Annotated in this window: 13 protein-coding genes and 1 pseudogene; 5 read left to right on the forward strand and 9 right to left on the reverse strand. The window is 46.6% G+C overall.

Annotation, left to right across the window (positions count from 1 at the left end):
* Positions 1 to 495: 495 nt before the first annotated feature.
* Entirely contained in the window at positions 496 to 3,108 is a 2,613-nt protein-coding gene (gene adhE / locus C0Q44_RS21420) for a bifunctional acetaldehyde-CoA/alcohol dehydrogenase (RefSeq protein ID WP_105409241.1), read from the reverse strand.
* A gap of 432 nt (positions 3,109 to 3,540) precedes the next feature.
* Between adhE and C0Q44_RS21425 the strand changes: the two genes are divergently transcribed.
* Both C0Q44_RS21425 and C0Q44_RS21430 read left to right on the forward strand, forming a co-directional pair.
* A complete protein-coding gene (locus C0Q44_RS21425; protein ID WP_105409242.1) occupies positions 3,541 to 4,257 on the forward strand; it encodes a Crp/Fnr family transcriptional regulator in 717 nt (238 codons plus the stop codon).
* 172 nt (positions 4,258 to 4,429) lie between these two features.
* Positions 4,430 to 5,989, forward strand: coding sequence for an IS1182 family transposase (locus C0Q44_RS21430; RefSeq protein WP_105406768.1), 1,560 nt, complete (start codon positions 4,430 to 4,432; stop codon positions 5,987 to 5,989).
* Between the two features lie 94 nt (positions 5,990 to 6,083).
* On the opposite strand, the gene C0Q44_RS21435 is transcribed toward C0Q44_RS21430, so the two are convergent.
* The 6 genes from C0Q44_RS21435 to C0Q44_RS21460 all read right to left on the reverse strand — a co-directional run bounded on the left by C0Q44_RS21435 (position 6,084) and on the right by C0Q44_RS21460 (position 11,560).
* Positions 6,084 to 6,797 carry a hypothetical protein gene (locus C0Q44_RS21435; RefSeq protein WP_146113490.1) on the reverse strand — a complete coding sequence of 238 codons (714 nt, stop codon included), beginning with the start codon at positions 6,795 to 6,797 and terminating at the stop codon, positions 6,084 to 6,086.
* Positions 6,798 to 6,994: 197 nt separating this feature from the next.
* Positions 6,995 to 7,726, reverse strand: a complete 732-nt coding sequence (locus tag C0Q44_RS21440) for a hypothetical protein (RefSeq protein WP_105409244.1) — start codon at positions 7,724 to 7,726, stop codon at positions 6,995 to 6,997.
* Between the two features lie 205 nt (positions 7,727 to 7,931).
* Positions 7,932 to 8,228 (reverse strand): winged helix-turn-helix transcriptional regulator, encoded by a 297-nt coding sequence (locus C0Q44_RS21445; protein WP_181151119.1) that lies wholly within the window; start codon positions 8,226 to 8,228, stop codon positions 7,932 to 7,934.
* A gap of 299 nt (positions 8,229 to 8,527) precedes the next feature.
* On the reverse strand, positions 8,528 to 9,256 hold the full coding sequence (locus tag C0Q44_RS21450) for a ThuA domain-containing protein (RefSeq protein WP_105409245.1): 729 nt from the start codon (positions 9,254 to 9,256) through the stop codon (positions 8,528 to 8,530).
* A gap of 24 nt (positions 9,257 to 9,280) precedes the next feature.
* Positions 9,281 to 10,249, reverse strand: a complete 969-nt coding sequence (locus C0Q44_RS21455) for a sugar phosphate isomerase/epimerase family protein (protein WP_105409246.1) — start codon at positions 10,247 to 10,249, stop codon at positions 9,281 to 9,283.
* 198 nt (positions 10,250 to 10,447) lie between these two features.
* Positions 10,448 to 11,560 carry a Gfo/Idh/MocA family protein gene (locus C0Q44_RS21460; RefSeq protein ID WP_105409247.1) on the reverse strand — a complete coding sequence of 371 codons (1,113 nt, stop codon included), beginning with the start codon at positions 11,558 to 11,560 and terminating at the stop codon, positions 10,448 to 10,450.
* A gap of 190 nt (positions 11,561 to 11,750) precedes the next feature.
* Between C0Q44_RS21460 and C0Q44_RS21465 the strand changes: the two are divergent.
* Positions 11,751 to 12,568 (forward strand): annotated as a pseudogene (locus tag C0Q44_RS21465) (AraC family transcriptional regulator).
* Positions 12,569 to 12,593: 25 nt separating this feature from the next.
* On the opposite strand, the gene C0Q44_RS21470 reads toward C0Q44_RS21465, so the two are convergent.
* The gene (locus C0Q44_RS21470; protein ID WP_105409248.1) at positions 12,594 to 12,914 is read right to left on the reverse strand and encodes a hypothetical protein; all 321 of its coding nucleotides are present in this window, start codon (positions 12,912 to 12,914) and stop codon (positions 12,594 to 12,596) included.
* Positions 12,915 to 12,946: 32 nt separating this feature from the next.
* The gene (locus tag C0Q44_RS21475) at positions 12,947 to 13,885 is read right to left on the reverse strand and encodes a Gfo/Idh/MocA family protein (protein WP_105409249.1); all 939 of its coding nucleotides are present in this window, start codon (positions 13,883 to 13,885) and stop codon (positions 12,947 to 12,949) included.
* Between the two features lie 197 nt (positions 13,886 to 14,082).
* On the opposite strand from C0Q44_RS21475, the gene C0Q44_RS21480 reads away from it, so the two are divergent.
* Together C0Q44_RS21480 and msrA are read left to right on the forward strand one after the other, a co-directional pair.
* Entirely contained in the window at positions 14,083 to 14,691 is a 609-nt protein-coding gene (locus C0Q44_RS21480; RefSeq protein ID WP_105409250.1) for a TVP38/TMEM64 family protein, read from the forward strand.
* A 200-nt stretch (positions 14,692 to 14,891) separates the two neighbouring features.
* On the forward strand, positions 14,892 to 15,854 hold the full coding sequence (gene msrA / locus C0Q44_RS21485; RefSeq protein WP_105409251.1) for a peptide-methionine (S)-S-oxide reductase MsrA: 963 nt from the start codon (positions 14,892 to 14,894) through the stop codon (positions 15,852 to 15,854).
* Positions 15,855 to 15,858: the final 4 nt, after the last annotated feature.

Genomic DNA, 15,858 nt, shown 5'->3' on the forward strand with positions numbered 1-15,858 from the left:
AGGTGGTGTATTCTGACCACTGCAAGGAGAGAATAACCTTCCGATCACTGTTATCCCCGGATTTTTTGATTCACTTTTTCAAAGGTGAAAATCCAGTGATAAAGGCGAACGCTCCGCTTCTTTAGGTTTTTTCTCTCCTCTCCGTTATCGTCTACATGTGTAGTTCAACTGATAAAACAATAAAGTTCAAAATCTATTTCAAAGACGCAAGCTTCGCTTTTTCAGGTTATTTCTGCCCCTCCGTTGTCGTGTAAAGGGTTCGTTCAAACCGCCACATCACGGATTCCGTGTAGCCCCTATAGAACCCATTGCTCCTCATGCCCGGAGCAAACAAGGTCTTAAAACTGTTTCCTGAAAAAGCGGTTGCTTCGCTTCTCCGTTTTTCTGCCCTCTTCGTCATCGTGTGAAAATACGGCAATCGGGGCTCCCCTCTCGGGGAACCCTGAACACATTGCCTCAACCTTTAACCAATGGTTTGTTATGCTGTACTATTTGTTATTCAAACTTTCCGTAGAAAGCGTTGCGGTATACATCAGCCAGTTCAGTCACCAGCGGCAACTTCGGATTGGCGGTTGTACATTGGTCTTCGAAGGCACGATCAGCCAGATAATCCACATGTGCTTCAAAGTCTTTTGCATCAAATCCGATCTCCTGGAACGATTCCTCAATACCCAGTGTTTTGTTCATTTTGCGAACGGCATTGATCAGACTAGTTACCCCTTCTTCTGTCGTACGAGCAGGCAATCCGAGAATCCGAGAAATTTCGGCATAACGCTCATCCGCTACAAAGTGCGAATATTTCGGGAACGATGCAAATTTGGTCGGTTTTTTCGCATTATAGCGAATGACGTGTGGCAACAATATGGCATTAGTACGTCCGTGTGCAGTGTGATATTGTCCGCCCCATTTGTGCGCCAAACTATGGTTAATGCCCAGGAATGCGTTGGCAAACGCCATACCAGCAAGCGTCGAAGCATTATGCATTTTCTCGCGTGCCAGTTTGTCACCTTGCAGTGCCGATTGCTCCAGATACTGGAACACCAGTTGAATGGCTTTGATCGCAAGCCCATCGGTATAATCACTTGCCATGACAGACACATAAGCTTCAATTGCGTGAGTCAATACATCCATACCTGTATCGGCAACTGCTACTCTTGGCAATGTATATACGAACTCAGGATCAACAATCGCTACATCTGGCGTCAGCTCGTAGTCAGCCAGTGGATATTTCGTATTGCCTTGTGTTTTATCTGTGATAACCGCGAACGATGTAACCTCAGAACCTGTACCGGATGTAGTTGGTATGGCTACGAATTTCGCTTTCATGCCGAGACGCGGGTATTTGTAGATACGTTTGCGAATATCCATGAATTTTTGTTTCAGATCATTGAAGTCTGTGTCCGGATATTCATAGAACAACCACATGGCTTTGGCAGCATCCATTGGCGAACCACCGCCGAGTGCGATAATGCAGTCCGGTTGGAAACGTTGCATCATTTCAGTTCCGCGATCTACCGTTGTAGTGGATGGATCTGGCTCTACATCTGAGAATACTTCAATGGCTACCGGCATTTGCCGTTGGCGCAGATAATGTTCAACCTTTTCCACATAGCCGAGTTTGACCATCATGGCATCCGTAACAATCGCAACACGTGTGATGTCAGGCATTTTGGCAAGATACTGCGTTGCCCCTTTTTCGAAGTAGATTTTGTTCGGCACTTTGAACCATTGCATATTCACGGTACGGCGAGCCACCCTTTTCACATTGATTAAGTTCACAGCGGTTACGTTGGAAGAAGTCGAGTTACGTCCGTATGATCCGCATCCCAGCGTCAATGATGGCATATTCGTGTTGTAGATGTCTCCGATCGCGCCATGTGTCGAAGGTGAGTTCACGATAATACGTCCAGTTTGCAAACGATCTGCGAATTTGCCAATCACTTCTTCGTTGTTCGAGTGAATGACCGAAGAGTGACCCATGCCGCCAAAAGCAACGACTTCTGCTGCGCGCTCAATGCCTTCTGCTGCCGTTTTAACTTTGTAACAAGCCAGTACCGGACTTAATTTCTCAGCAGACAATGGGAATTTCGTACCTACCCCTTCAATCTCGGCCACCAGAATTTTAGTTCCTGCTGGCACTTCAATGCCACACAATTTCGCAATGCTGACGGCAGATTGACCAACAATTGCTGGATTCACTGCACACTTCTCAACGTTAATGGCACCTGCTGTCAATTTCGCTGCTTCATCTTTGTTAACAAAGTAACAGCCGTTCGCGATCATTTTCTTCTTCACCTGATCGAAGATAGGTTCTTCAATAATTACGGCTTGCTCGGAAGCACAGATCATGCCGTTATCGAAGGACTTCGACAGAATCAGATCCGTAACCGCCTGATTGATATCTGCGCTTTTCTCGATGAAGCAAGGTACGTTACCTGGCCCTACGCCCAGTGCAGGTTTACCACAGCTATACGCTGCACGTACCATGCCTGATCCCCCTGTTGCCAGAATGAGAGCTACATCGTTATGATTCATCAAGGCGTTTGTACGATCCATGGAAGGATCATCAATCCACTGGATACAACCCTCTGGAGCACCGTGCTTCACGGCCGCTTCCATCAGAATTCTAGCGGCTTCCCGGCTACAGTTCTGTGCAGATGGATGGAAACCGAAGATGATCGGATTACGTGTTTTGATGGAGATCAATGCTTTAAACATCGTCGTTGATGTTGGATTCGTTACCGGGGTGATCCCCATGATGATACCAACCGGCTCCGCAATTTTCTGGAAGCTTTCATATTCATTATCTTCAATTACACCTACGGTTTTGTCATATTTGATGCTGTGGTACACATATTCTGTAGCAAATATATTTTTGGTGATTTTATCCTCATACACACCGCGGCCCGTTTCTTCTACCGCCATCTTCGCGAGCATCATATGTTTATCCAGTCCTGCAAGCGCCATTGCTTGCACAATCCGGTCAATCTGCTGCTGATCCATGGACATGAATGCTGCGTGTGCTTTGTTTGCTTTGTCAATTAACGTTTGAATATACTGACCTGCTGTCGGTTCTTTTGCTGGGGCGACTTCATTCTTTACAGCCATCTCCCTCATCCTCCTAAAGGTTCGTATTAGTTTGTCTCTCTTCTTTACATTCACATCGTACCATAGTGAAAAGAATCACAATGTGATTTTTTTCACAAAGTATAACGAATTTAAATTTAGTTTCGTAATGTCTGATAACAAGTTGATTCCACTTCCTATTTGAAATGCAGGTATATTGAACACATCATTCCCCCTAAAAAGTGAATTTAATCACAATGTTTGAAATTTCGCCATCTTTGCCCCCTTTCCATGCCCCCCAAACGGTAAGATTAGGTATATACTGAACTTAAAAATTGAACCACCGCAATTTGTACCGTCCTTCCTCCCGGCCGAGATGACCCTGATCCAGGACGGCAACCGTTTGCGGCGAACCTCGGAGACACATGCAAGCTACAGAAGGTCGTCCGATGGAGACAAAGGGGAGATAGACTTATGAGAGAACTAACGAGTGTACTGGAAAAACGCGGAAATACCAACTGTTTCTCGGAAACAAATTTCAACCATCTGCTGGTGACGATGAAAGATAGAACCTATCCCGAAGGCACCCACCTGTACTGGGAAGGCGACGTCTCCGACAAACTTTATTATATGAAGCGGGGTCGAGCCCAGATTACCAAATCTACCGATGAGGGCAAGGAACTAATCATGTACATGTATCAGTCCGGTGATATGATCGGTCAGGCTGACCCCTTCTTTGGCTCCAAACACAGCTTTTCAGCGGAAGTGCTGGAAGATAGTGAGATTGGTGTATTGGAACACAAAGACCTGGAGATGCTGATTTGCCAGCATTGTGATTTTGCGATTGACTTTATGAAATGGATGGGCATCCACCACCGACTAACCCAGACCAAGTTCCGGGATCTCATGTTGTACGGCAAACCGGGTGCATTGTGCTCCACCCTTATTCGGCTTTCGAATTCTTATGGCGAGCCTCATGGGGAGCATGTCATTATTCACAAAAAAATCACCCACACGGACCTCTCCAATATGATTGGAGCAACCCGAGAAAGTGTGAACCGTATGCTCAGTGATCTTCGCAAAAAAGATGCGATTGAATATGACAACGGCATGATTGTCATCAAAGATCTGAAGACACTGCAAGGGATCTGCCACTGTGAACTGTGTCCAAACGAGATCTGTCGTATTTAATTCATCCTCATCCAATATCGTGTTTTCCATAATTTCAAATGAAAATAAGGGGCTGTCCCATAAGTCATAAAAATGGCTAGGGACAGCCCTGTTTTCTAAATTGTAAAACAAAAAGAAACCGCTCCTTGGTAAAATGGAAGTACGACCCACCATTTGAAAGGAGACGGTTTCTTTGTACATTCAATATACCATGGATCAACTTTTCTTGCCAATGGATTTGGAGACAGATATCCCCGAAAATCACATCGTTCGTGTCGTGAATGACGCAGTCAACCGCCTGAGCGATTCCATTTTTAATGCGGCGTATCCTGGCGGGGGCCGCCATAGTTACCACCCCAAAATGCTCACTAAAATCATCATCTACGCCTACACCCAGCGAATCTATTCTTCCCGACAAATCGCCAAGGCGGTTCGGGAAAACATCATGTTTATGTGGCTCGCCGGGCGACAACAGCCGGATTTTCGGACCATTAATCGCTTCCGTTCCGAGCGGATGAAAGAAGTGCTGGAAACCGTGTTTACCCATATACTGGAGTTGCTTGTTCAGGAGCAATACGTATCCTTGGAACACTACTTTCTGGACGGAACCAAGCTTGAAGCGAATGCGAATCGGTACACCTTCGTCTGGAAAAAGGCTGTCGTCAAGTACCAGGCCAAGCTGCAAGAAAAAGTACATACCCTGTTCCAAGCCATCGAAGCGGCCGAAAGTGAAGAAGATGCGCTCCACGCGGGTACAGACCTCCCTGAGCTCGGGGAAGCTTCCGCACTCACGGCAGAAAAGGTGGAAAAAGCGGTTCAGCAACTGGAGGAATCTTTACAAGAAAAACCGAAAAACAAAATCGTAAAGAAAGCCGTGCGCCAGTTACGCAAAGACTTGCTACCGCGGCTGCAAAAGTATGAGCACCAGATCCAAACCGCAGGGGAGCGGAATAGCTATAGCAAAACCGATCCGGACGCAACGTTCATGCGAATGAAAGAAGATCATATGCGAAATGGTCAATTGAAGCCAGGGTACAATGTGCAGATTGGAACGGAAAACCAATTTATTTTGGGTTACACGGTGCACCAGCGACCGACAGACACGAAATGTCTGAAGCCCCATCTCGATCATTTAGAAGAAACGCTCGGCAAAAAACCGAAGACTGTCATTGCCGATGCAGGATATGGAAGCGAAGAAAATTACAGCTATTTCGAAGAGAACAACATCCAAGCGATCGTCAAATACGGGACGTACCATAAGGAGAAAACGAGGGCCTTTCAGCAAGCGATTGGCAAAGTGGATCACTGGAGCTACAACGAAACGGAAGATTCATGGAGCTGTGCGGCCGGGAAGACGTTACGTTTTCGGTACGAAAGCGAGACGGTCACGGAAAGTGGTTACACGATTCGTACCCGCCATTATCGAAGTGAAGATTGTAGTGCATGTCCTCTGAAAGCAACATGCACCAAAGCCAAAGGAAATCGGGAGATCGCGATCAGTCTGACCTATATGCGGCAAAAAAACGAGATGCGGGAACGACTGCGCAGTGAGGAAGGATACACCCTTTCCGTTCGGCGCATGACGGAGCCGGAGAGTGTGTTTGGACAAATCAAAAACAACCGGGGATTCCGAAGATTCCTGCTTCGCGGCTTGCAAAAAGTAAGCCTGGAGGTCGGGTGGCTTTGCCTTGCCCACAATCTGCTTAAAAAAGCCGCAATGACGGAAAAACGCAAAAAGGACAAAGCAGGATAAACCTCTGCTTTGTCCTTTTTTGAACGTATGAGTGTTATTTCTTTTTGACATTACGCTTTTTAAGGGCTTTTGAGACAGCCCCTTCCTTGTATGCTTAGGATGCATTGGTCAGTTCAAGCTTCACCGCATCACGTGGATTTAATTTCATATCCAAACCGTTTTCCATCAATTCCTTCTCATTCACCATGATCACCCAACGTTGATTCATGCGAGGGGTGACATTTTCAACCGAAACCACAAATTTGTTGTTCTCCGACATTCTCACAATTCCACTGGATTTCAATACATCGCGAACCGTACATTCCTGAACATAGACTCCGGCATATTGACGATTGAGATTTGGCATAATATTTCCACCGCTCACCTTGAGTAACGTTGTCTGATAGGCAACGCCGTCTCCCCCACTGTCAGCGGCTTTCACGTAAATGATCACTTCATCTTTGGCATGAAGCTCCATATCCCAATAATCCTGTTCAATATCCTTGCCATTTAGTTTGACAGCCCAGCTAAGCGATGAATCCAATGAGACTTCACCAACGGATTGAATCCGTTTGCCATCCGCTGTAAAATCAACAAGTCCACTATTCAACAGTGCCTTTTTGAGTGTCAAACCTTCACTGAAATCTCGCTTAATCGACTTCGTTGCATCAGGCAAAAACGTGCTACCATCTACAGCTACTGTAATTGTATTGGCTGTTTCCGTCTCTTTCACAATCGGCTGCTCGGAAGGCTGTGTCTCGCTACAACCAGCCAAAATCGCCAGAATAAGCAAACAAACACCTATGTAACCGGGGATTTTCTTCTTCATGTAGGTAACACCACCCTGCGTAAAATCATTCACCCTGTTGTCCATAACCTCTATTATGGCACAATGTTCAACAAAAAAAAGTGTCAAAGCCGTTACTTTTACGGACTGTAACATGCATTCAGGGCTTGTACAACAAAGAGAGCCTGCGCGCAGGCTCTCTAAACTGAATGATTATTCCATTCTCGTTGAATACGTTGTTACTGGACAAAAACCTGCATGTAAGTCCGGCCTCCATCTCCATCTTTCAGATATGGATTGAGTCCGAAGAACTGTTCCTCAGACACATATACTCCCGTTAACAATCGGCCTTCTAGCAATCCGCCATCCACCTGCACACAGCAAGAAGGGGCGTCCACGTACTCCTGATATAATGGAATCTGACCATATTGTTGGTGTACCTTGGATACCTTGCCTTGTTCATGCAAAGGGCGTTCCGAGAAATACGTAGGAACAATATAACGGGCAATGACATCCAGTTCCTGCATGGTATAGAACGTGTCATCACCAAGCCAGGGTGCGAACATTCGAATCTTCTCATATTGAGACCAGACAACCGCCTGGATCAACATCTCTGCCTGCACCATTCGGCCTTCTCCCACATCAAGATACAATTTCTTTTCTGGAATGCTTTCTTCTGTGGAAGAGATTTCACCCTTCGGTTTTCTCAGCTCACATCCGATACATTTCCAGCCTCTTGATGTTTGAATCCATTTTTGCAGCACCACCGGAGCTAATCCCTGACCATCACTGTTCACAGAATACATATTAACGTCAGCAGGATCATCCTTAACTGAACGGGAATATGCGGTGCGCTTGAATAACTCTGCAGCTTTTTTGTATATCAGATGAATCTGAATGGATGCGCTCTCAAGTTCCGCAATATCTTGCTTGCCGTAGCGTACTTCACGGGATAAGCTTTCTTCTCTCATGACAAGTGGCCTCCTTCGCTCCGGCCGTCTGTGGCCATTTTCTTAGATTATACTACAACTCATGACAACATGTGCACGCCCAGGAGAAAAACGCCCAGCTCCGTTATATTGTATAACGCTACACCTAAGACAAAAAACTCCTGATTTCTACGGAAACCAGGAGTTTTTGTTCATTATTTCAAGGGACACGTGAGAATACTATACGTTAGTCAACCCAGTGCTCAGCCCAGTCTTGAATTTGGTTCATGACCGGCTGTAGTGCCTTGCCCTTCTCTGTCAGCTCGTATTCAATACGAACCGGCGTCTCGGGGTAGACGTGACGAACCAGAATACCTTCACTCTCCAGATCCTTCATCCGTTCCGATAACATCTTGTCACTCATAGACGGAATCAGATTGGAGATGTCCTTGAATCGCTTCGCACCACTCATCAATGTTTGAATAATCAAACCATTCCAGCGCTTGCCCAAAAAAGAAAACGCCGTCTCAAAACGCGGACACATCCGCAAGTCTTGGCCTTCCACATTAATCACCTCTTTAGAGATCACTCAACTTACGTTTTGTTAGTATATTTCATATTAACACATTTAAGCTTCAAAGAAAACGTCTGCCGCTAAAAAGTTCAAATTTTAGAAGCACAAAACCCAATGGATTATATATCCCAGTATACATGACACCCTGCTCCTGTAACCATGGAAAATATCTTATAACTTCCCATAATACTATCTTACCCAAAAAGAACCCCACTGCCACAGTCATCATCGACTTGGAGAAGGGTTCTTTGAGTATACGCTTTTGCGGCTTAGACCAGCACGCCACCAAATGGTCTTACAGGTTCGCTCTTGCCGTATTGAGGCTTAAAGCTGCGAGCAGGATATGCCCATTTCACTGCATTGCTGATCACTCTTAGTATTTCCGGCTTGTAATAGGTCGGATACGTCTCGTGACCTGGTCGGAAATAAAAGATCTTGCCTTCACCGCGCCGGAACGTGCATCCGCTCCGGAATACTTCTCCACCTTGGAAATTGCTTACAAATACCAGCTCATCCGGTACGGGAATATCGAAGAATTCGCCATACATCTCTTCTTTTTCCAATACAATCTTGCCTTCAATGCCATCCGCAATCGGATGGGATGGATTAACACACCATACAATCTCCTGCTCGTCCGCTACACGCCACTTCAGATCACAGCTTGTTCCCATCAGTGCTTTGAATGGTTTCGAGAAATGACCTGAATGAAGCACGATCATACCCATACCATTCAAAACTCGTTGTACAACCTTCTGTGAGATCTCATCGCTTACGCGATCATGTGCCATATGTCCCCACCATATCAGCACATCCGTGGAATTCAGCACTTCATCACTTAATCCGTGTTCAGGCTGATCCAGTGTAGCCGTACGTATCGCGAAACCTTCGCCGCCCAGTCCGTCCGCCAGCGCTCGATGCAGACCATCCGGGTAGACTTCCCTTACTTCATCGTGAATTTTCTCATGGACAAATTCATTCCAAATGGTGACGTTGATCATATGCAATTTCCCCCTAGTATAGCTCTAAACCCACCACATATCGCCCAGCGGTTCTTCAATCAATACTTGCTGGAGATTCTGTACCGCTTTAGAGAATCCTTCTTCAACCGACATCAGTCCGTCCTCGTGTTCAATACTTACTACATAATCATATCCGACCAGACGCAAGGCACTCATGATATCTGCCCAAGTCTTGTTATCATGTCCATAACCGACCGAGCGGAACTGCCATGCACGATCCAGCATATTGCTATAATCTTGCATATCCGTTACACCGTGTTTGTTCACGTTCACCGGATCAATTGTTGTATCTTTGGCATGGAAGTGATGGATTGCATTCTCACGTCCCAGAATGTGAATCGCCTGTACCGGATCAATACCTTGCCACCACATGTGACTTGGATCCAGATTGGCTCCGATCACTTCACCTGCTGCTTCACGCAATCTCAGCAACGTTGCCGGTGTATGAACCGAGAAGCCACCGTGCAGCTCCAGGCCAACTTTTACATTACGATCTGCTGCAAACTTGCCCCACTCCGTCCAGTAAGGAATGACTTTGTTTTCCCACTGCCATTTCAGGATCTCCTGGAAGTCATTCGGCCAAGGTGCAACAGGCCAGTTCGGATATTTAGCATCCTCATGGTCTCCCGGACAGCCGGAGAATGTATTAACTACAGGTACTTCCAGCTTCTCAGCCAGCTCTACCGATTTAACGAAATCATCGTGGAATCCTTTGGCAATATCCTTTTGCGGATGAAGCGGGTTACCGTGACAGCTCAATGCGCTGATTGTCAATCCACGTGATTCCACCGCATTTTTGAAATTTTTCAGTGCTGTAGGATTGCTTAACAATTCATCCGGTTTACAATGTGCATTGCCTGGGTGTCCACCTGTTCCGATCTCTACTGCTCTCAATCCTTTGGATGCTACATAATCAAGTGCATCCTCCAATTTACGTCCTCCGAATAATACCAAAAATACGCCGAGTTTCAAGTGCGATTCCTCCCTGGATTAAATATCGTATAAGTGCTGAATTCGTGAATATTGAACTGTGTGCCTTGAACCGTTCAGATCACATGCTTGTTTAGTTATTGTGGAAAATCAAGAGTGTTTCTATCCTGAAATTGAACGTAAGAATACTGGTTATTCCACTGGGAAGACTTTAAAGATTCATGTCATGATTAATCCGTATTAATGCGATTCCACGGTTTCTGTCTCCGTTTGATCTGTACGGTTGACTGCAAAGGCATCGTAGCTGCTCTCAAGCTGGATATGCTTGCCTTCAAGTGAAGACCGCTGAAACGAATGCATGGCTTCCAATACATGATATGCAAGCTTGCCACTGGCTTTGTGTTCGCGTCCGGCACGAATGGATTCGACCATTTCCGTTACCCCGATACCTCGCTCGTTTGATCCACTTTCGAAGACTGGTTTGATCGTCTCCCACGTGTCTTGACCATATCTGCGAACCTTCACTTCCCCATTGAAATAATTGGGATCAGGTACACTTAGCGTACCTTCTGTACCATAAATTTCGATCCGTGGCAGATCAGAAGCTCCGCGAATATCGAAACTGGTAATCATGGTCGCAATGGCACCTGCCGTGAAGTCAATGGTTCCAGCCAAGTGAGTAGGTGTCTGAACTTGCAGTGCAGTACCCTCCTTTGGTCCGGAGCCAATCTTGCGGTCCGCAATCTGAATGCCTGCAGAAGCACTGATTCTGCGTATCGGTCCAAGCAACGTAATCAGAGCAGTCAGGTAGTAAGGTCCCATATCGAACATCGGTCCACCACCCGCAACATAGAAGAACTCCGGGTTGGGGTGCCATGCTTCGGGCCCTCCACCCATGAAGAACGAAGTCGCCGCAATCGGTTTGCCGATCAGGCCATCTTCAATGGCTTTGCGAGCGGTCTGAATGCCTGAACCCAGGAAAGTATCCGGTGCAGAACCTACATACAATCCCTTTTCCTCAGCCAGCTCAACAACCTTGCGACCATCCTCAAGAGAGATCGCCAGCGGTTTCTCGGCATACACATGTTTGCCTGCTTCAAGTGCAGCCAGATCGGTTATGGCATGACTGCCAGGAACCGTCAGGTTCAACACCAGTTGAATGTCGTTATCTTGCAGCAACTCATCTACATTGTAAACGTTTGCGATATTAAATTCATCTGCCCGTTCCTGAGCGCGTTCAAGAATCAAATCCGCAACAGCTACGACTTCAATGACCGGGTTATTTTTGAGATTCTCCAGATAGATGGCGCTGATGTTACCACACCCGATAATGCCTGCTTTCATTTTCTCCACTGTGACGTTCATCTCCTTACGCATGGTGAGAATCCGTGTTTGAATGTTTAGATTGCATATCTGTCATGGGATGTTTCCTGTTGCTTGAATCTAATACTATGGTATTCCGTTTACCCTTCAATTAAAATGAATAATATGATTGAAACATGAACTATCTGGTCATAATTTTCGAATTGCAAGGAGTATGCCCATGCCGACAGATCATTCCTGCCAAGTTCTTACAGCAGGCTTCTCATTTCATCGTAAACCCTATGCTATGGTGCAGCCTGAAGGGTGAAGAACTACCTGTTAAGACTGCAAACAGACGGACGTTGCCGCTCACGTATTGACGGGTCCATGTCCTTAGTAGACGCGGGCGATCTGCTTCTTTTTAATCCTGACGAGCCCTATGAACTGAGAATAGATAATGAAACCAATCCGATGGGAGAACGACTGGTAGAGAGTGGTGACTACCATATCTTCTTCAATGGCTCCTGGGTGGATGAGTGGTGGAAGCGTCATAAGCGTCCAACTCGAATCAAGGTTGAGTTGACGGAAAGTCTCCTGGTCTTATTCAGACAGCTCGTGCTGGAGCAACGCCGCATCTCCAATCCATATCCGGAAATTTCAAGTTATTATATGCGTATCTTATGTCTTGAAGTGGATCGTCTGCTCTCGGAGCATCCTACCATTACTAATACCAATTATGTGGCCTATGAGATCAAGAACTACATTGAAGAAAATGCTTCCTCTCTATTCAAACTGAATGATGTGGCAACACATATTGGCATCAGTGTGTCTCGCGGTGTTCATCTCTTCAAAGAAGCGTTTGGCAAAAGCATCATGCAATATACGCTTGATGTGCGGTTGAACATGGCCAGGGAACGGATTATTTTCAGTCCAATGACCCTGGAACAGGTCTCTGAGTCTTCCGGTTTCAATAACTATACCTATTTCCACAGGGTATTCCGTTCCCGGTTCGGCATGTCCCCGAAGGAATTCCGGGTCATTCACCGGGAACAGATGTAATCATACCAGTATACGTACGTTGAACTTATTTGCGCGCGGCGATGGCCTCGGACACCACCATGGCAAGATCCTCATTACCAAACATGGAGAGTACACCAAGCACGGTATCATCTGGAATCTCACCGGCTTCCTCCTTGGATACAATCAGCTTTTGCACTTGCTGCAAGCGCTCGTTGCTCTGCTGATTCGGGTAGGCTTGCCGGTACATTTCTTCCGGATCTAATCCATGATTGACACACCACTGGGCAAATACCAGGATCATCATCTCTTCTTCCTGTTTATAGGTTTCAATCACTGCTTCTTCTAACTTTTTGCTGCGTTCCTTTTCATATTCATATTCATCCATGACATGTATTCCTCCATATGTGTATTGTGGGATTATTTGCGGATTAATTGCTCTGCCAGTTCATGGCTATCCATGACTTGACTAGCACTAATCAGACAATCATCAGGCGAGTCCAGACAAGCCAGGAAATCATCCACAGCCCCGCCAAATCCTCTGCGTGCCCACACGGTATCCCAGCTCCCGAAAGTTTCCTTGGTTTCAAGACTTCCTCGTTCCGCGTAGCTCACCGTATCCATGTTCACGACTTCAACAGACCGTCCACCACCATGCAATTCGACCTTCTCCAGATCTGCCCCGGCTTCACGCACCATATCGAATCGACCGTAGGCTGTTCTGCCCAGCTTGACTGTTCCGGTTGCATGCAACAATCGGTCCACATTATCTTTTCCTACCCATTGATGGACCAACTCCACATTATTGTCCGAGTACCACAGCATCAGGTCCAGCATATGAATGAGGTCATCGTAGATGGTTTCTGCAGCAGAACGATCCTGAATTCCGGTGCGGTGTTTCGTCAGAGTCATGGATTCATAGCCTTTTCCACCTTGCATCCACTCTTTCGCTTTTTGATACATCGGTGCGAACCTGCGGTTGAAGCCCACAGCGAGCAGCAGACCTTGCGCCTCTGCAAATGCAGTCATCTCCTCTGACTCACGGAGCGTGTAGGATAACGGCTTGTCTACATAGACAGCCAATCCCCGTTCCAAACACTGCATGACAATGTCAAAGTGTGCTTCTGTCGCTGTATGTACAAACACTGCATCCAATTCCCAGGACAACAGTTCTTTCAGATCCGTCGTTCCCCGATTAATTCTATAGGCATGCTGAATGGCCTTCACCGGTTCCGGAGATCGGTTCATAATCCCGACAATCTCCACGTTTGGATGAGCGGTCAGCAGCGGTAAATATACTTTTCGAGCAATACCCCCGAGTCCGATGATTGCAATTCGGGTACGTTTGGTTGTTTCCATTATGTTCATTCCACCTTCAGATTGATTCTATCTTTCCACGTCCTATAGTGTACCCCTTCAGCTACCAACATGCCAGTGATTGCGCAGACTACCGTACGAATTGTTCATATGGCGGCCCACCGTGGTAAACTTATAAAGTATAGCAGACCGGATCGAGCAGCGTTCGCGGGTCTGATCTGAAAGGAGCGTTTGGCATTTTGCGAAAATGGTTATGGCTCCTCGTCTATGTTTTACTTGCCGGAGCCACGTTTATTTACAGATATGAACTGCTGGCCTGGACCGAAAATCAGTCCATCCCGCTTTTAATTGTTATGGCGATGCTGTTTGCCCTCGTACCTGTTATTCCTTATAAGGTGGTTATTATCGCCTTTGGGTACAGTTATGGCACCACTACGGCTGCCTGGGTATGCTGGCTTGGTACAACACTCGCAGCAATATTGGTCTATGGCGGCGCACGAACGATCTTCAGGCATCAGGCGAGAACGTACCTCGAACGCATTCGTGGTTTGAATCGTTTTACGACATGGATGGAAGCCCATCCTTTCATGGGTGTCATGTCGATGCGTTTACTCCCCGTCGTACCTCAGATGGCTGTTAATATCTATGCGGGTATAACCTACACACCATTCTGGGTCTTCATGGTCGCTACAACTATTGGCAAAATGCCAGCGATCTTCATCTTCGCCTACGCGGGCGCACAGGCGGAGAACTCGATTTGGCTGAGTTTAACGATCCTTGCCGGATATCTGGTGCTCATGGCTATTGTATTACTTTTATTCCGCTTACGATCGCGCAACAAAGCCTGACTAAGGGATATAACAGCGGACACAACAGCAGTTCAAATCCAGCTTGTTTTGGGTCCGGTTTGGTTGGCTTGCCAAATCAGGCTATAATAGAAGTGTAAGCCCAGCTCTTGTGCTAACAAGTTTCAATACAACGGTAGATTGCTGGAGCGACAGCTCGAATACGAGCGCTAAATCTTCATCAGAAATGGAGTGACTATAGCATGGAACAACATTCAAGTGAGTTAGCAACTTTTGCAGGCGGATGCTTCTGGTGTATGGTATCCCCCTTTGAGGAACTGCCCGGTATCCATAAGATTGTATCGGGTTATACAGGAGGACATACCGAGAACCCAACGTATGAAGAAGTCTGCTCGGAGACAACAGGACATGTAGAAGCTGTGCAAATTACGTTCGACCCTGCCATCTTCCCTTATGAGAAATTGGTTGAACTGTTCTGGCAGCAAGTAGATCCTACGGATACAGGTGGGCAATTCCATGACCGCGGGTCATCCTATCAGACGGCCATCTTCTATCACAGCGAAGAACAGCGTCAGATTGCGGAAGCTTCCAAAGCCGCGCTGGGACAAAGCGGACGTTTTGACAAACCGATCTTCACACCGATTTTGCCAGCCAAACCGTTCTATGAAGCGGAAGAACATCACCAAGGTTATCACCGTAAGAACCCTGCCCACTATAAACGCTATAGTAAAGGCTCTGGTCGTCTGGACTTTATTGAGCGTAACTGGTCCGGCAAAGTGGATAAAAACGAGCTGAAAGAGCGTCTGACGCCGCTGCAATATGAAGTTACCCAGAACAGCGCAACAGAGCCCGCGTTCCATAATGAATTCTGGGATCACCACGGTGACGGCATCTATGTGGACATCGTATCCGGTGAGCCATTATTCAGTTCTACCGACAAATATGATTCCGGTTGCGGCTGGCCTAGCTTCACACGTCCATTGCGCGACTACAACGTGAAGGAGAAAACCGACCTCACCCACTTCATGATTCGTACCGAAGTGAGAAGTCGGGAAGGTGATTCCCATCTGGGTCACCTGTTCAATGATGGCCCTGCCGAAGCAGGCGGAATGCGTTATTGCATTAACTCTGCGGCACTTCGTTTTGTGCCCAAAGAAGACATGCCAAAAGAAGGATACGGTGAGTACACGGTCCTTTTCCAATAAGTTT

Origin of the sequence: Paenibacillus sp. PCH8, assembly GCF_002968835.1 — a bacterium.
Lineage (GTDB): Bacteria > Bacillota > Bacilli > Paenibacillales > Paenibacillaceae > Paenibacillus.

Coding starts and splice junctions, on each gene's coding strand:
- msrA (WP_105409251.1), top strand. CDS start 14,892: ATGGAACAACATTCAAGTGAGTTAGCAACTTTTGCAGGCGGATGCTTC.
- C0Q44_RS21470 (WP_105409248.1), bottom strand. CDS start 12,914: ATGGATGAATATGAATATGAAAAGGAACGCAGCAAAAAGTTAGAAGAA.
- C0Q44_RS21450 (WP_105409245.1), bottom strand. CDS start 9,256: ATGATCAACGTCACCATTTGGAATGAATTTGTCCATGAGAAAATTCAC.
- C0Q44_RS21435 (WP_146113490.1), bottom strand. CDS start 6,797: ATGAAGAAGAAAATCCCCGGTTACATAGGTGTTTGTTTGCTTATTCTG.
- C0Q44_RS21425 (WP_105409242.1), top strand. CDS start 3,541: ATGAGAGAACTAACGAGTGTACTGGAAAAACGCGGAAATACCAACTGT.
- adhE (WP_105409241.1), bottom strand. CDS start 3,108: ATGGCTGTAAAGAATGAAGTCGCCCCAGCAAAAGAACCGACAGCAGGT.
- C0Q44_RS21445 (WP_181151119.1), bottom strand. CDS start 8,228: ATGTGTCCGCGTTTTGAGACGGCGTTTTCTTTTTTGGGCAAGCGCTGG.
- C0Q44_RS21440 (WP_105409244.1), bottom strand. CDS start 7,726: ATGAGAGAAGAAAGCTTATCCCGTGAAGTACGCTACGGCAAGCAAGAT.
- C0Q44_RS21475 (WP_105409249.1), bottom strand. CDS start 13,885: ATGGAAACAACCAAACGTACCCGAATTGCAATCATCGGACTCGGGGGT.